This is a genomic window from Pseudomonas sp. Ors-4-3C, from assembly GCF_055755035.1.
Genome location: NZ_CM146900.1, coordinates 1170575 through 1186917, shown reverse-complemented (window position 1 = coordinate 1186917; position 16343 = coordinate 1170575). Strand labels below are relative to the sequence as shown.

The following is a 16343-nucleotide window of genomic DNA, read 5'->3' as shown; positions in this document are numbered from 1 at the left end:
CCCCAGAGCCTGCCTTGAAACACCCCGACAAGGCAAGCCCCGCAGCGTTCACCCGATCACTTAAAACAGCTCGCCTTTCGCGGCTTTTTCCAGCAGCAGCGCCGGTGGTGCAAAGCGCTCGCCGTACTGCTCAGCCAGGTACTGCGCGCGTGCGACGAAGTCCTGCATCCCGTACTGGTTGATGAACTGCAACGCACCGCCAGTCCACGGCGCAAAACCGATGCCGAAGATCGAGCCGACGTTGGCATCCGCCGTCGAGGTCAGCACGCCCTCCTCTACACAGCGCACGGTTTCAAGGGCCTGCACGAACAACAGCCGGTCACGCACATCCTTGGGTGAAATCTGCCCGTCGGCCTTCTCGAAGCGCGTCTTCAACTCCGGCCACAGATGCTTCTGACCACCCGCCGGGTAATCGTAGAATCCACCGCCGGCAGCTTTGCCCGGACGCTTGTATTCGTTGAGCAGCAAGTCAATCACGGCGAAGGCCGGGTGTTCTATCAGCGGTTTCCCTTCCGCTTGCAGGTCTTTGGCCGTTTGTTGACGGATATGGCTCATCAGGCTGAGGGAAACTTCGTCGGAGATCGCCAGAGGCCCGACCGGCATCCCGGCCTTGCGCGCTTCGGTCTCGATCATCGGCGCGCTCACGCCCTCGCCGAGCATGGCGATGCCCTCATTGGTGAAGGTGCCGAACACCCGCGAGGTAAAGAAGCCACGACTGTCGTTGACCACGATCGGGGTTTTCTTGATCTGCAGAACGAAGTCGAAACCCCGAGCCAGGGTTTCAGCGCTGGTCTGCGCGCCTTTGATGATTTCCACCAGCGGCATTTTGTCCACCGGACTGAAGAAATGCAGGCCGATGAATTTGCTCTGATCGGGTACTGCGGTCGCCAGTCCAGTGATCGGCAAGGTTGAAGTGTTGGAGGCAATCACTGCATCAGAACCCACTATTTTTTGCGCTTCCGACGAGACCGTCGCCTTGAGTTCACGATCCTCGAACACCGCCTCGATGATCAGGTCGCAACCCGCCAGATCGGCATCGCTTTCGCTGGTCTGAATCCGCGCCAGCACCGCCTCGCGTTTTTCAGCCGTCATCTGCCCTCGGGCGACTTTCTTGTCGAGCAGCGCCGCCGAATGAGCCTTGCCCTTATCGGCCGCCGCCAGATTGATGTCCTTGAGCACCACATCGATACCAGCCGAGGCGCTGACGAAAGCGATCCCGGCACCCATCATGCCCGCACCGAGCACGCCGACCTTGCGCGTGACGTAAGGCGCGAATCCTTGAGGACGCGAGCCACCGGCGTTGATCTCATTGAGCTGGAACCAGAAGGTGCCGATCAGGTTTTTCGAGATCTGCCCGGTGGTCAGTTCGGTGAAGTAACGGGTTTCGATCAGGTGTGCGGTGTCAAAATCGACCTGCGCGCCCTCCACCGCCGCGCAGAGGATTTTCTCCGGAGCCGGCAACGTGCCCTGGGTTTTACTGCGCAGGATCGACGGCGCAATTGCCAGCATCTGTGCGACTTTCGGATTCGACGGTGTGCCGCCGGGGATCTGATAGCCCTTCACGTCCCAACGCTGCACCGCGCTCGGGTTGGCGACAATCCACGCGCGAGCCTTGGCCAGCAACTCGTCACGATCCGCCGCCAGCTCATCAATCAAACCGGCCTGCAACGCTTGTTGCGGGCGCACCTTCTTGCCTTCGAGCAGGTACGGCAGTGCCTTTTCGATGCCGAGCATGCGAACCATGCGCACCACCCCGCCACCGCCCGGCAGCAGGCCCAGCGTCACTTCAGGCAGACCGAGTTGCACCGCCGCATCGTCCAGCGCCACCCGGTGATGGCAGGCCAGACAGATTTCCCAGCCACCGCCAAGCGCCGCGCCGTTGATCGCCGCAACCACCGGTTTGCCGAGGGTTTCCAAAGTGCGCAATTGCGCTTTGAGGCTCAGCACCATGTCATAGAAGGCTTTGGCTTCGGGTTTGCCGACCTTGATCAGCTCATTGAGGTCGCCGCCGGCAAAGAAGGTTTTCTTCGCCGAGGTGATGATCACCCCGGCGATGCTGTCTTTTTCCGCCACCAGCCGCGCAACGCAAGCGCCCATGGCCTCGCGGTACACGGCGTTCATGGTGTTGGCGCTCTGGCCCGGCATGTCGATGGTGAGGACGACAATGCCGTCCTGGCCTTTTTCGTAACGAATGGCTTCGCTCATAACAAGGTTCCTTGAATTCGGGGCTCAGAGGCGTTCGATGATGGTGGCAATGCCCATGCCGCCGCCGACACACAGCGTCGCCAGGCCGTAGCGCAGACGCCGGGCTTCCAGTTCATCGAGCAGGGTGCCGAGGATCGCGCAACCGGTGGCGCCCAGCGGATGGCCCATGGCGATCGAGCCGCCGTTGACGTTGACCTTGTCCGGGTCCACCGCCATGTCCTTGATGAACTTCAACACCACCGAGGCAAACGCCTCGTTGACCTCGAACAGGTCGATGTCCTCCACGCGCAGACCCGCCTTGGCCAGGGCCTTGCGCGTAGCCGGCGCCGGACCGGTGAGCATGATCGTCGGGTCGGTGCTGGTGACGGCCGTGGCGACGATGCGCGCCCGCGGTTGCAGGCCCAGCGCGCGGCCCTTGGCTTCGGAGCCGATCAACATCAGTGCCGCACCGTCGACGATCCCGGAGCTGTTGCCCGGCGTGTGCACGTGGTTGATCCGCTCGACGTGGCTGTAAACCCGCAGCGCTGTGGCATCAAAGCCCATCTGGCCGATCATTTCGAAACTCGGCTTGAGTTTGCCCAGGCCTTCCATCGTCGATTCGGCGCGAATGAATTCGTCGTGGTCGAGCAGGATGATGCCGTTCTGATCCTGCACCGGCACCAGCGACTTGTTGAACGAACCGTCAGCCCGCGCCCGCGCAGCTTTGTGTTGCGAGTGCAACGCGTAGGCATCGACGTCGTGGCGGCTGAAACCTTCAAGGGTGGCGATCAGGTCGGCGCCGACGCCCTGCGGAGTGAAGTGGCTGTGCAGGTTGGTCTGCGGGTCCAGTGCCCAGGCGCCGCCGTCGCTGCCCATCGGCACCCGCGACATCGACTCGACGCCACCGACCACCACCAGATCCTCGAAGCCCGAGCGCACTTTCATCGCGCCGAGGTTGACCGCTTCCAGACCCGAGGCGCAAAAACGGTTGATCTGCACGCCGGCCACGCTGACGTCCCAGTCGGCCACCTGCACCGCTGTCTTGGCGATGTCGGAGCCTTGATCACCGATGGGCGTGACGCAGCCGAGCACGACGTCATCGACCTGACTGGTGTCCAGCGCCGTGCGGCTTTGCAGCGCGGTCAACAACCCGGCGACCAGATTCACCGGTTTGACACTGTACAACGCGCCGTCGGCCTTGCCTTTGCCGCGGGGCGTGCGTAACGCATCGAAAATCAAAGCTTGGGTCATGACGTCCTCGAACCTGTGCGGTGAGTGAAATTCGTAGTGTCACTGTTGGCCCGAGCGCTCATGGATTCAATGACCACAGCGCTCAATGACGTTGACGCGCACGCTCAGACGGACGGTCATCCACCCGCAGGTGAACCGGTTCAGGTCAGCGAGTTGTCTAGCAAGCGGGCGGCGAAGAAGCTGGCAATACGCCTCATGCGTTTTTTATCGCAAACGGCAGCTAATACATATGAAATGGATCTAAGCCAAGCGTGACGCGGCCTCTAAGGTAGTACATGTACGTCAGGGTCGTCGGGTTTTGCCGGGGCCGACGTCCTTCAACAGGAAGTGCAGCGTTTGCCGTCATGGATATGCAGGCAAACATCAGGAAATAACAAAAAAGGCGGTCAAGCCATGTTCAAACAACCGAAAGTTCGTCAAGCAGGACTCATTCTTTTCGCCACGACGCTGTTGTTGATTTTGCCCAATCTGACCAAGGTGATTGGCTGATTCAAGCGGCAGGCGCCCGTTATCGCCAATGAAAATGTGACTGGCCCGCTACCCGGGCCAGCCTGGCTGTGCCAACCTTTGTGCACTTCCACGACATGGACGGCGAACATTTGAAAACGCTCATTGCGTTCTGGGCCTTGCTGCTGAGCATGCCCTTGTCTGCGGCGCAGCTCACGCTGGAGCTGGGCGCGAATAGTCGCACCTGGCAGACCGAGGAATTGCTCAAGCATCCGCAGGTGCAAACCCTCACCATCAAGAACGATGTGTCCTACAAAAAGGACATGACTTATCGCGCCGTGCCTGTGGCAGCGCTGCTCACAGGCATCAAGCCCGACGATCACTTGCAAGCCGTGGCGCTGGACGGTTTTGCCGCAGAATTGAGTGCTGCACCGCTGCTCAATAGCAAAGGGGCGCGGGCGTGGCTGGCGATTGAGGACCCGGCGCAGCCGTGGCCGCCGCTGTCGGAAGGCAAGCACAGCGCCGGGCCGTTCTATCTGGTGTGGACCGACCCGCAGGCCGGCAACATCAGCCCGGAGCAATGGCCGTTCGAAGTAGCGAGCATCAAGCGCATGGCGCCGGTGGCCGAGCGCTTCCCCGCGCTGCTGCCGGATCCCAAGCTGAAAGCGGATGACCCGGTGAATCAGGGTTTTGCCCTGTTTCAGAAAAACTGCCTGGCTTGTCATCGCCTGAACGGCGCGGGGGATGCGCAATTTGGGCCGGACCTGAACATTCCGTATAACCCCACAGAGTATTTCGGCGCCGATTTCCTCAAGCGCTACATTCGCGATCCACAGAGCTTGCGCCAGTGGCCTCAGGCGAAGATGCCGGGATTTTCGGCAGAGGTGTTGCCGGAGAGGGATTTGCAGTTGTTGATCGGCTATTTGCAACACATGGCTGGGCGCAAGATTAAGCCCTGATGCAACTCCCCATGTGGGAGCGAGCCTGCTCGCGAAAGCGGAGTTTCAGACACCACATTGCTGACTGATAAACCGCTTTCGCGAGCAGGCTCGCTCCTACAGGGTTTTGTGTGAAGCAAATTACTGTTGTTGCACGGAGATAACCGGCGTCGGCGACACGAACACCTTCGCATGCATCTGCTCACTCCCGCCGCCCCGGCGCATGCCGCGTACCGGGCAGGCGTCCAGATAATCCAGGCCCACCGCCAGTTTCAAGTGCCGCTCCGGTCGGGCCAATTGGTTGGTCACATCAAAGCTGTACCAGGCGTCATCCAGCCACGCTTCGGCCCAGGCGTGACTGGCCAGGTGCTCGGCGTCCTCGCTGTACAGATAACCCGACACATACCGCGACGGAATCCCCAGGCTGCGCGCGCACGCCAGAAATGCATGGGTGTGATCCTGGCAAACCCCGGCGCGCCCGGCGAAGGCTTCGGCGGCGCTGGTGTCGACTTCGGTCGAACCCGGCGTGTAGGTCATGTGCTGATTCAAGCCGTGCATCAGGTCGATCAGCGCCGTGCGATCACGCCGCTGCTTGCAGGATCTTGCCGCGAACGCCCGTAGCGCCTCGTCCGCCTCGGTCAAACGGGTGAAGCGCAAGAACGGCAGCGCCGACTGGCTCTCATGCTCGGCTTCGCGCAATTCGTCGATATCGACCTGCCCCCGGGCGCCGATGATGATCGCTTCGTGCGGCTCGTCCATGGTCAGCACATGCAGAATATTGCCGAACGGATCGAGCTGGGCACGCACCGGACGCGGCAGGTCGAGCTGCCAGCTCAACACGTGCTGACGCTCGCTGTCGTGCGGGGTCAGGCGCAGATACTGGATGCTCGCCCGCACCTGATCTTCATAGTGATAGGTGGTCTCGTGGCTAATGGAAAGTCTCATGCAGCCTCCAGGTATGAACTGTGAATCGCGTTGCCCAGCTGGCGCACCAGCGGGATGAATTCGGTGAGCCAGGCGTGCAGGCCTTCGGCGAGGATTTCGTTGATGCCGGTGTAACGCAGCCGCGCGTCCATCTCAGCGGCGAGGCGTTGTGCCGGACGGCCGTTGGCGCCCGGCAACTGGGCGAGGATCTGGTCGATTTCCTCGGTGCAGGCACGCAACGAACGCGGTACATCGGCGCGCAACAGCAACAGCTCCGCGACATGCCGGGCGCCGGGTGCGTCGCGGTAGATCTCGGTGTAGGCCTCGAACGACGACAACGCCCGCAGCAGCGCACTCCATTGATAGTAGGCGTGGGCGGTGCCGTCACTGACGGCCTCGGCCTGATCGCCAGCCATTTCATAGCGCGCATCGAGCAGGCGCAGCGTGTTATCCGCACGCTCGATAAACGTCCCCAGACGAATGAAGCGGAATGCATCGTTGCGCATGATCGTGCCGTAGGACGCACCACGGAACAGGTGCGAGCGCTCCTTGATCCACTCGCAGAAGCGGCTCATGCCGTAACGGCTGAGGCCCTGTTCGGCAATGCCGCGAATCTCCAGCCAGGTGGCGTTGATGTTTTCCCACATGTCCGCGGTGATCCGCCCGCGCACCGCATGCGCACTGGCCCGTGCCGCACCGAGGCAGCTGTAGATGCTGGCCGGGTTGGCCGCATCAAGGGCGAAAAAGTGCAGCAGGCGTTCGGCGTGCAGTTCGCCGTGACGCTCCAGGTAATCGTCGAGGGTGCCGGTGATCAACAGCGGCATGGCCAGTTCGTGCAGACCGTCGCCGCGACCGTCCTGCGGCATCAGCGACAGCGAATAGCTGACATCGAGCATGCGCGCGAGATTTTCCGCCCGCTCCAGGTAACGCGACATCCAGTACAGATCCGAGGCAGTTCTACTTAACATGGCAAGCTTCCTTCAATCCTCGACCACCCAGGTGTCCTTGGTTCCGCCACCCTGGGAGGAGTTCACTACCAGGGAGCCTTCGCGCAGGGCGACACGGGTCAAACCACCGGGCACAACCCGGGTTTCGCGGCCCGACAGCACAAATGGACGCAGGTCGATATGGCGCGGCGCAATGCCGTTTTCGACAAAGGTCGGACAGGTCGACAGCGACAGCGTTGGTTGCGCGATATACGCGTGAGGCTTGGCTTTGATCCGCTCGCGGAACGCATCGATTTCCGCCGTCGTCGACGCCGGCCCCACCAGCATCCCGTAACCGCCGGAGCCCTGAGTCTCCTTGACGACCAGATCCGGAAGATTGGCCAGTACGTGGGAAAGTTCAGAGGGGTTGCGGCACTGCCAGGTCGGCACGTTCTTCAGAATCGGTTCTTCATCGAGGTAGAAACGGATCATCTCGGTGACAAACGGGTACACCGATTTGTCATCCGCAACCCCGGTACCGATGGCATTGGCCAGCACCACGTTGCCCGAGCGATAGGACGACAACAGTCCCGGTACACCGAGCATCGAATCGGGATTGAACGCCAATGGATCGAGGAACGCGTCATCGAGACGGCGATAAATCACGTCCACCGCTTTCGGCCCGTCGGTGGTGCGCATGAAGACCTTGTCGTCGCGCACGAACAGATCGGCGCCCTCCACCAGTTCAACGCCCATTTCCCGTGCCAGAAAGGCATGTTCGAAGAACGCACTGTTGAAGCGCCCCGGCGTCAGCACCACCACACTCGGGTCATCGATCGGGCTGGAACTCTTCAGCGTGTCGAGCAACAGGTTCGGGTAGTGGTCGATGGGCGCAATGCGCTGGGCGGCGAACAGCTCGGGGAACAGGCGCATCATCATCTTGCGGTCTTCGAGCATGTAGCTGACGCCGCTCGGGGTGCGCAGGTTGTCTTCGAGCACGTAATAAGTGCCGTCGCCATCGCGCACCAGATCGACGCCGGAGATGTGCGAATAGATGTCGCGGTGCAGATCCAGGCCCTGCATCGCCAACTGATACTGCTCGTTGGCCAGCACCTGTTCGGCGGGGATGATCCCGGCCTTGATGATGCGCTGCTCGTGATAGAGGTCGGCGAGAAACATGTTCAACGCTTTGACCCGCTGGATGCAGCCACGCTCGACGATCCGCCACTCGCTGGCGGGAATGCTGCGCGGAATGGTGTCGAAAGGAATCAGGCGCTCGGTGCCCTGCTCGTCCCCATAGAGCGTGAAGGTGATTCCGGCCCGGTGGAACAGCAGATCGGCCTCACGTCGCCGTTGTGCCAGCAACTCGTCAGGCGTGTCGGCCAGCCAGCGGGCGAACTCGCGGTAATGCGGGCGGACCTGGCCGCCGACATCGTACATTTCATCAAAATAGGTGCGGATCATGCCGTACTCCTTGTCACCCGGACCTACAGGCCTTCGCAAGGCCCGTGCCATCGGCATAAACGCTTTGATTTCAATCGCTTGGATAATCACGCCGCAAGCACCGCACCATTCCTGTGCGACAAATGCCCCAAGCTGATTGCCCCCGCCTCATTGCGACGCAGTGCTGTCGCCTATCACCAGCATAGTCAGAGTTGATTTCACTGCCTGGGTCGGCCTACGGATAATCGCCGCATCCGCTGAAAACTTCCTTGTTGAAGGCTTCAGCCCAACTGATCCGGACTGGCAGCGCAGTCCCCGCAGGCCGTAACCCTGACCGGTTTCCTCTCCTTATCGGTCTTCCCTTTTAGCCACCCTCTCCGGTGGCTTTTTTTTGCACGGGATTCTTGTTTCAGGGTTTTGCCAGAGCATTCTCAGGGCTGGAAACGACAACGGCCGACCCGAAGGTCAGCCGTTGCTCGACAATAGTTGCGCTGAATCAGTTAAGACGATAGCGATTGCGCACCTCCTGCTTCACGCCCCAGCCCTCGATGATGCCGCCCAGCGGCTCGACCACGGCAGAAAATCCCTGCTCGAAATCGCCAATGTCGTCATACGTTGCGTACATCACTTTGCTCAGTTCCAGCGACCAGGCGCCATCGTCGCGCGCACTGACCTGGGCATTGATGGATTCACCACGGAATTTACCTGCCGCCCTGCGCGCCCGCTCCTCGTCCGGGAAAATGGCGTAGAACTCGATGGGATGGAACCGGGAAAAGTCGAAACCGCCTTCTTTCATGCGGCGCAGTACGTTGCTGCTGATGTCTTCTTGATAGGCTGTGCTCATGAAACGTCCCCCTCGCATAGATGGATAGACTTTCCGTATTCCCGCCCCGGGCCTTACAGGCCGAAGTGCATCGGCAACAGGGTTGCCGGCGGGAAACAAGCATGTAGCTGACAAGACCAGACCTTAGCGATTGTTTCGCTGATCTCGCTTGCAGAGTAGCCCCAAGACAGAGGCGCTGCCAAGGCCTGGTACTTCAAGTGACAGGAAGAATTTCAGATTGGAGTGATGCTGCGGATTTCGATGCTGTTCTGGGCTTTCAGATTTTTCGCACCTGCATCCGGGGTTCGCCCTTCCAGATCATTCATATCCAGTTCGGCGGCCACCGGCAGGAGCCGTTCCTTGATCAGGCGTGCAGCCTCGTCGTCGCTGGGGCATTCCGCGCGCTCGAACACCTCATCGACAATTTCACCATGATCGTCCACGAAAGTGACTTTCCACTTTTGCATCGGTGCCTCCTCGATCAAACCCGCAAATGGGCTTACTTCTATCTCGACTTTTGGCGAGATTGATCGTTCAAAAGGATTGCAGCAGACGAACATGAAAAAAACATCATTTTCATGGCTGGAAAAATTGTGTGGCGAGGGAGCCTGCTCCCGCTGGGCTGCGAAGCGGCCCCAAAATATTTTGCGATCGCAGACTTTGTGAGTGCTGCGCACTCAAGCGGGAGCAAGCTCCCTCGCCACAAGGAATCCATCGGCCTGGTCAGTCGTTGCTTGGCTTGTTGATCGCCTTCAGCACGTACTGCGGCAACGCGAACGCGCCGATGTGGATTTCCGGGTTGTAGTAGCGGGTGACGATGCCGCTGCCGATGAAGCGCTGTTGCAGGGTTTCACGGCTCAGCTTGCGGTAGGCCGGATTGGTCGAGCCCCAGGCGAAAGTCATCGAACCGCCGATGTAGGTCGGCACGGCCGCCTGATAGAAGTGCCAGTCCGGGAACAGGCTGCGCAGGCGGCCGGCAGTGGTTTTGACTTCATCGATCTGCATGAACGGCGTGCCGTTCTGAGTCACGAGGATCCCGCCTTCGTTCAGGCAGCGGTGGCAGGCCTGGTAGAAGTTTTCCGAGAACAGCACTTCGCCCGGGCCGATCGGGTCGGTGGAATCGGAAATGATCACGTCGAATTTTTCCGTGGTGGTTGCGACGAAACGCATGCCGTCGTCGATCACCAGGTTCAGCCGTGGGTCGTCGTAGGCGCCCTTGGAGTGGTTCGGCAGGAATTCCTTGCACATGTCGACCACGGTGCCGTCGATCTCGACCATGGTGATGTGCTCGACGCTCGCGTGTTTGGTCACTTCGCGCAGCATGCCACCGTCGCCACCGCCGATGATCAGCACGCGCTTGGCGGTGCCATGGGCGAGGATCGGCACGTGGGTGAGCATTTCGTGGTAGATGAATTCATCGGCTTCGGTGGTCTGGATCACGCCGTCCAGCGCCATTACCCGGCCCATGCGCGGGTTCTGGAAGATCACCAGGTGCTGGTGTTCGGTGCGCACTTCGTGCAGCAGTTTTTCCATGCGAAAACGCTGGCCGTAGCCTTCGTAGAGGGTTTCCAGGTACTCGCTGGTCTTGGTGACGGTCATGGTCAAGTGCTCCGATGAATGCGCGGGCGTCAATCGTGGGGGACGATTGCCCGGGAAAGGCGCGCATTCTACGTTGCCGAAGATGACAGGTCGAACCTTCCTCCGACAGGGCACACTCTGAAGCTAACGCAAGACCAATGTGGGAGCGGGCTTGCTCGCGAAAGCGGAGTGTCATTCAACCTGTGTTTCGACTGAACAATCGCCTTCGCGAGCAAGCCCGCTCCCACAGGGGATCAGCGTGTTTTCGGGAAAGCGTCAGATCCGCACATTGCCCCGCGGCCCGGCAATTGCCCAGATGATCAGGCCCAGCACCGGCAGGAGGATGATCAGCAGGACCCAGAGGATTTTCATCCCGGTCTCGGCCCCGCTTTTCAGCACGTTGATGATGGCCCAGATGTCGAGGGCAAGGATGATCAGGCCAATCAGACCGTTGAACGTGGAACCCATGGTGTCGCTCCAGAATAGTGGCATGCACTTTTAGGATAGACGGTCGCGCGCAGGGTTCCCTTTTATTGCGTTCAAACGTGAACGGCGACCTTCAACGCTTCCAGCGACGGCGCGGCAACGATACCGACTTCAGCGCACAGTTCGAGCACTCGCGGCACGTCGTTGCCATAGACCAGTACCACTTGCAGCTCGTCATCGAGCAACTGGCTGAAGTTCATCAACGTGTAACCGCCGTTTTCCTTGTTCAGGCTGCTCATCTGCACCTGAATGCGGTTAAGCGCGGTCAGCGCTTCGGTCTTTGCCAGTTGTTTGGGCTTGAGGTTGAAATCCACGCCCGGGCCGAACGAGGCAACGATCTGCGCGAACAGGTCAACGTAGGTGTCGGCCTGGAACAACACGGTTTCCGGCAGACTGCCGACCACGACCCACTCGCCCAGCGGGATCGGGAAGGTGTCGTCGTAGTTGATGTCCGGGTTGGTCGCCAGAAAGGCTTCGGCATCGGCGTAGGCCTGCGCGGCTTCGTCAGCCACATTCAGGATCTCGTCCTCGCCCATGCAGCCGGAGCTGATTTTGCTGATGAGTTCGACGAGTGCGGCTTTCATGAGAGCGGATCCTGTGGAAGGTTGAATTCGAGGGCGCGGAGGATAGCGCATTCCGTGGCGCATCCGACACCTGTGGCGAGGGCGCTTGCTCCCGCTGGGGTGCGAAGCAGCCCGAAAAACAGTGGGCTCAGCATTTTTGCCAGCGCTGCGCACTGGAGCGGGAGCAAGCTCCCTCGCCACAGAGTCTCGACAGTCCTCAGGCCAGCAGTTTTTCCAGCTGCGCCGTGGTATCGACCGCGCCCATGGTGCGGGCCGCATCCAGCGCGGTGATGCCGTTGGCATCCTTGGCCTTCGGATCCGCTCCCTTGCTGATCAGGTAATCAACGATTTCAACGCGGTTGAACATCGCCGCCATCATCAACGCGGTGCGGCCATCGAAGGACGAACCTTCGATCTCGGCGCCCGCTTCCACCAGCGCCTTGACCACGGCCAGATCGCCCTTGAACGCCGCGCCGGCAATCGGGCTCTGGCCGTTGCCGTTACGCAGCTCCGGGTCGGCCTTGTGTTTGAGCAGCACCTGCACCGCGTCGACGTGGCCGTAGTAGCTGGCGAGCATCAACAGCGTGTCGCCCTTGCTGTTTTTCAGGTTCACCGGCAAACCGGCGCTGATCAGCCGATCGAGCATCAGCGCATCACCGTCGCGTGCCTTGTTGAAAACCTGCTCGGTGAATTCGGCAGCTTCTTCAGGGGTCATCTGGCGGCTTTGGTCAGACATGGGGTAACTCCACTTTCGGTTATTCGCAAAGCTGACAGTTTCCCGAGCGCGACGATAGCTGTCACCCCCTTTTTCTCAAGGCGTGCCATAGCCAATCTCAATAGCGGTACTTGCCCTGATGAATATCGGTCAACACCTGATCTGTCACCTGCACGTAAGTCTGAGTGCCGGGCAGCCAGGCGTAGATCGGATCATCGCCCGTCTGGCCGGGGTCGAAGCCTTCGTTTTTCAGTCGGGTCTTTTGGTATTTGAAAGTCCCGGTGGTTTCCATTTTCACCTTCACCCGCAGAAACAGCGGCACCGCATAGGCCGGCATGCGCTGACGGGCGAACGCCAGCAATTCGGCGAAATCCAGGGTCGCGAGGGATTCGGCGGGCGTGATTGCGGCCATCCCGGCGCGACCGTTGGTGTTGCGCACTTCCACGCCGTAGGCCACCGCTTCGGAAATGTGCGGGTGTTGCAGTAGCAGGTTTTCCACCTCGGTGGTCGAAACGTTTTCACCCTTCCAGCGATAGGTATCGCCGAGCCGATCGACGAATTGCGCATGGCCAAAACCGATATTGCGCAGCAGGTCGCCGGTATTGAAGTAGCGGTCGCCCTTGCTGAACACGTCGTGCAGCACCACCTTGGCGGTTTTCTGCGGATCGGTGTAGCCATCCAGCGGAGCTTTTTCGTCGATCCGCGCGAGCAGCAAGCCCTGCTCGCCTTTGCCGACCTTGCGCATGAAACCGTCGGCGCTGCGCAGCGGCTGCCCGCCGTCGTGGTCGTACGCCACCAGCTCCCAGGCCATCAGCGAGAAACCGATGGTGTTGTCGAAGTTGAGGATATTGCTGAAGCCGATATTGCCGTCGCTCGCCGCGTACAGCTCACAGATGTGCTCGACGGCAAACCGGGTCTTGAACTCGGCCCAGGCGCCGGGGCGCAAACCGTTGCCGATCATCTTGCGCACCCGGTGACGGCTGTCCTCGGCGCTGGCCGGTTGATCGACCAGATAGCGGCACAATTCGCCGACATACCCGAGGGTGGTCGCGTTATAGCGACGCACGTCAGGCCAGAACTGGCTGGCGCTGAACTTGCGGCGGATCGCGAACCCCGAAGCACCGTTGATCGCCGAGCCCCAGCACACACAGAGCCCGGTGGCGTGGTACAGCGGCAACGTGCAATAGACGACATCGTCGGGCGTCATGTTCAGGGCAATCATGCCGAAGCTGGCCGAGCTGCGCATCCAGCGACCGTGCTTGAACACGCCGGCCTTGGGCAGGCCGGTAGTGCCGGAGGTGTAGATGTAAAAGCACGGGTCGTTGAAGAACACTTCGCCGCTGCTGGCCGGGTTGTCAGCGGGCGCTTCGGCGCTGGCGCTGATCAGGTTGATGTAGCCCTCGGGGGCAATACCGGGATGGCTGTAAGTGTCACGGTCGGCGATAAACCAGGTGCGTTGCGCCGGGATCGACACTTGCTCGCGGATCGCGGCAAACGCCGGCTGCAGCTCCTCACCAAGGACAACCGCCACTGGCGCGACCAGATTTATGCTGTGGATCAGCGTATCGCGGGTCTGCGAAGTATTGAGCAGTGCACTGACCGCACCGACCTTGGCCAGCGCCAGAATGGTCACCAGCAGTTCCGGACGGTTCTCGATGAACACCGCCACCACATCACCCTTGCCGATCCCCTGCGCGCTCAGATAGTGGGCAATCCTGTTGGCCCACTGGTTGACCTGCGCATAGGTCAGCAAGACGCTGTCCTGCAAGATCGCCAGGCCTTCGGGGTTACGCAGCGTTGCCTGCTCGAAGGTCCAGCCGAGGCCACACGTTTGGGTCGGATCCGTGACGTTGGCGACTTTCATGCCTTTGACCACCCTTGGGATGGCTTTGGCGATCGTCGGCAGTTTGCGGAGCATCATGCCCCAGGTAATCGTGTCGCTCGGCGCGTGACTCATGGCAGCTCCCCGGTCGGCCTGGTTGGCCGTTTTTTATTGTTCGGGCTGTGGGCATGACCTGCGTTGTGGGCAAGGTCGAGTCCGAAAATACGTCAGCGCTTCTCGGCCTGTACACGCGGTTTTTGCAATGTTTTGTATCCGCCCTGTCACATCTGGCGGCGGTGATTGCGCCTTTGCCGTTTGGTTCCGTTTAATCCGTGACGATCCCGCAAAATGCAGGATGCACGATGGCCATTCATGCAGATTGCACGACCATTGCAGATTTCACGATTTTTAACCTATTGATTTATAAGGATTTTATTTTTTCAGCGTGCTGGCACAATCACTGCAATCTCCTTTGCATGCTTGCCATTCAAGTGCATACGGAGCTGAAAGACATGAGCCTGATCCAAGAAAAATTTACCTCGCTGTTCTCCAACTTCAACGTCACCACTGCGCCACGTCCCGATGGCGGGATTTTGCTGACCTTGCGCAGCAGTGAAGGCAAAGTGTTCAAGCGCGCCCTGACGTATCAGCAAATGCACAACGCCGACCAACTGTCGTGGGCGATCAGCGCGATCCGTCGTGACCTGGCGGAAGAAGCCAGCGAACTGCCGCAGATTGCGATGCTGCAAAGCCAGCAGCGCTTTGCTCTGCCGACGTATCACTCGCTGTAATTGATTCGAAGCTTTAAACAGCTTTTTTGGATAAAAACAGGCCGGGCAGTTTTCACTGCCCGGCCTGTTTTTTTGTGCGCGCTTTTTATGTAGGAGCTGCGGAACGCTGCGATCTTTTGATCTTGATCCCTTAAATCAAAGTCAAAAGATCGCAGCCTTCGGCAGCTCCTACAGGGGGGACTGTGTGTTTAGAAGGCTTCCGGCTCGATCGCGGTAAAGCTGTCGACAGTGATATGCCCTTCCAGTTCTCCACCCTCGCGGGCCAAGCCACAGGTTTGCAGACCTGCCGCTTGCGCGGCGTCGAGTTCCTGCACGATGTCCGACAGAAACAGAATCTCCCCCGGCTCGACGCCAATCGCCTGTTGAATGTTGCGATAGGACTGTTCTTCGCGTTTAGGCCCCGACGTGGTATCGAAATACCCGCTGAACAGCGGCGTCAGATCCCCCGCCTCGGAACAACCGAAGATCAGCTTCTGCGCCTGGATCGAGCCCGACGAATACACAAACAGTTGATAACCGGCCTGATGCCATTGCTTGAGCGCTTCAACGGCGTCCGGATAGACGTGGCCTTTCAACTGCCCGGCCTGATAGCCCTGCTCCCAGACCATGCCTTGCAGCGCTTTCAGCGGCGTGGCCTTGCGGTCTTCGGCGATCCAGCTCAGGAGAATTTCCACCACCCGTTCAACATCGGCCTGCGGCTCGTTGCTGTCGCGACGCACGGCGGCGATCTGCTCGGCGACATCGGCGCGCTCGGCGTTCTGCCGCACGAAGTCCGGCAGATGTTTGGCAGCGTAGGGGAACAGCACGTCGAAGACGAAACTCACCGCGCTGGTGGTGCCTTCGATATCGGTGAGGATGACTTTGATCGACATCGGCTCAGTCCTCCAGACGCGGGAAGCGTCCGGCGATGTCTTCGCCGGTGAAGTTGGCGACCCAGCCTTCCGGGTTGTTGAACAGGCGAATCGCCACGAAGTGCGGGTGCTCGCCCATGTCGAACCAGTGTTTGGTACCGGCCGGCACCGAGATCAGGTCGTTCTTCTCGCATAGCACCGCGTAGACGTAATCGTCGATGTGCAGGGTGAACAGCCCACGGCCGGCGACGAAAAAGCGCACCTCGTCTTCGCCATGGCGGTGTTCTTCAAGGAACTTGGCGCGCAATTCGGCTTTTTGCGGGTGGTCGCTGTTGAGGCTGATCACGTCGACGGTGATGTAACCGCGCTCGGTCATCAGTTTGTCGATTTGCTCCTGATAGGCGCTGATCACTTCTTCCTGACTCGCGCCGGGCTGGATCTTCGCTGCGGCTTGCCAGCGGTCGAAGCGTACGCCCTGCTCGGCGAGCGTCGAGGCGATGTCTTCGAAATGGGTCAGCACCTTGTTCGGAATCTCGGGGCTGGAAACGTGATAGACGGACAGGCTGCTCATGGGCAATTCCTCGGTATCGGCCTTGCCGTC

Annotated in this window: 16 protein-coding genes; 2 read left to right on the top strand and 14 right to left on the bottom strand. The window is 60.2% G+C overall.

Annotation, left to right across the window (positions count from 1 at the left end):
• Positions 1–60: 60 nt before the first annotated feature.
• Together ACVHNU_RS05540 and ACVHNU_RS05535 are read right to left on the bottom strand one after the other, a co-directional pair.
• On the bottom strand, positions 61–2205 hold the full coding sequence (locus tag ACVHNU_RS05540) for a 3-hydroxyacyl-CoA dehydrogenase NAD-binding domain-containing protein (protein ID WP_473019170.1): 2145 nt from the start codon (positions 2203–2205) through the stop codon (positions 61–63).
• A 24-nt stretch (positions 2206–2229) separates the two neighbouring features.
• Positions 2230–3435: an acetyl-CoA C-acetyltransferase gene (locus tag ACVHNU_RS05535; protein ID WP_473019169.1), complete on the bottom strand. Its 1206-nt coding sequence runs from the start codon at positions 3433–3435 to the stop codon at positions 2230–2232.
• Between the two features lie 584 nt (positions 3436–4019).
• Between ACVHNU_RS05535 and ACVHNU_RS05530 the strand changes: the two genes are divergently transcribed.
• Positions 4020–4841, top strand: a complete 822-nt coding sequence (locus ACVHNU_RS05530) for a c-type cytochrome (protein WP_473020053.1) — start codon at positions 4020–4022, stop codon at positions 4839–4841.
• Between the two features lie 120 nt (positions 4842–4961).
• On the opposite strand, the gene ACVHNU_RS05525 is transcribed toward ACVHNU_RS05530, so the two are convergent.
• The 10 genes from ACVHNU_RS05525 to ACVHNU_RS05480 form a co-directional block, all read right to left on the bottom strand.
• Complete coding sequence (locus tag ACVHNU_RS05525; protein WP_045122354.1) at positions 4962–5765, bottom strand: transglutaminase family protein; 804 nt, start codon at positions 5763–5765, stop codon at positions 4962–4964.
• The gene (locus tag ACVHNU_RS05520; RefSeq protein ID WP_007960702.1) at positions 5762–6712 is read right to left on the bottom strand and encodes an alpha-E domain-containing protein; all 951 of its coding nucleotides are present in this window, start codon (positions 6710–6712) and stop codon (positions 5762–5764) included. Before ACVHNU_RS05520 ends, ACVHNU_RS05525 begins: the two co-directional genes overlap by 4 nt.
• Before the next feature lie 12 nt (positions 6713–6724).
• A complete protein-coding gene (locus tag ACVHNU_RS05515) occupies positions 6725–8134 on the bottom strand; it encodes a circularly permuted type 2 ATP-grasp protein (protein ID WP_003223227.1) in 1410 nt (469 codons plus the stop codon).
• Positions 8135–8609: 475 nt separating this feature from the next.
• Positions 8610–8957 carry a ribonuclease E inhibitor RraB gene (locus ACVHNU_RS05510; RefSeq protein WP_003223226.1) on the bottom strand — a complete coding sequence of 116 codons (348 nt, stop codon included), beginning with the start codon at positions 8955–8957 and terminating at the stop codon, positions 8610–8612.
• Positions 8958–9169: 212 nt separating this feature from the next.
• Complete coding sequence (locus tag ACVHNU_RS05505) at positions 9170–9403, bottom strand: hypothetical protein (protein WP_003223224.1); 234 nt, start codon at positions 9401–9403, stop codon at positions 9170–9172.
• A gap of 256 nt (positions 9404–9659) precedes the next feature.
• The gene (gene speE / locus ACVHNU_RS05500; RefSeq protein WP_473019168.1) at positions 9660–10535 is read right to left on the bottom strand and encodes a polyamine aminopropyltransferase; all 876 of its coding nucleotides are present in this window, start codon (positions 10533–10535) and stop codon (positions 9660–9662) included.
• A 255-nt stretch (positions 10536–10790) separates the two neighbouring features.
• Complete coding sequence (locus ACVHNU_RS05495) at positions 10791–10982, bottom strand: PLDc N-terminal domain-containing protein (RefSeq protein WP_003223221.1); 192 nt, start codon at positions 10980–10982, stop codon at positions 10791–10793.
• A 71-nt stretch (positions 10983–11053) separates the two neighbouring features.
• Positions 11054–11584, bottom strand: a complete 531-nt coding sequence (locus ACVHNU_RS05490) for a hypothetical protein (protein ID WP_473019167.1) — start codon at positions 11582–11584, stop codon at positions 11054–11056.
• Positions 11585–11780: 196 nt separating this feature from the next.
• Complete coding sequence (locus ACVHNU_RS05485) at positions 11781–12299, bottom strand: ankyrin repeat domain-containing protein (RefSeq protein ID WP_003223216.1); 519 nt, start codon at positions 12297–12299, stop codon at positions 11781–11783.
• A 97-nt stretch (positions 12300–12396) separates the two neighbouring features.
• Positions 12397–14235 (bottom strand): long-chain-acyl-CoA synthetase, encoded by a 1839-nt coding sequence (locus tag ACVHNU_RS05480; protein ID WP_473019166.1) that lies wholly within the window; start codon positions 14233–14235, stop codon positions 12397–12399.
• Positions 14236–14612: 377 nt separating this feature from the next.
• On the opposite strand from ACVHNU_RS05480, the gene ACVHNU_RS05475 reads away from it, so the two are divergent.
• Positions 14613–14891: a DUF3509 domain-containing protein gene (locus tag ACVHNU_RS05475; RefSeq protein ID WP_027613327.1), complete on the top strand. Its 279-nt coding sequence runs from the start codon at positions 14613–14615 to the stop codon at positions 14889–14891.
• A 188-nt stretch (positions 14892–15079) separates the two neighbouring features.
• On the opposite strand, the gene mtnC is transcribed toward ACVHNU_RS05475, so the two are convergent.
• Together mtnC and ACVHNU_RS05465 are read right to left on the bottom strand one after the other, a co-directional pair.
• Positions 15080–15763 (bottom strand): acireductone synthase, encoded by a 684-nt coding sequence (gene mtnC / locus ACVHNU_RS05470; protein ID WP_473019165.1) that lies wholly within the window; start codon positions 15761–15763, stop codon positions 15080–15082.
• Between the two features lie 4 nt (positions 15764–15767).
• Positions 15768–16313 carry a 1,2-dihydroxy-3-keto-5-methylthiopentene dioxygenase gene (locus tag ACVHNU_RS05465; protein ID WP_027613329.1) on the bottom strand — a complete coding sequence of 182 codons (546 nt, stop codon included), beginning with the start codon at positions 16311–16313 and terminating at the stop codon, positions 15768–15770.
• Positions 16314–16343 lie beyond the last annotated feature (30 nt).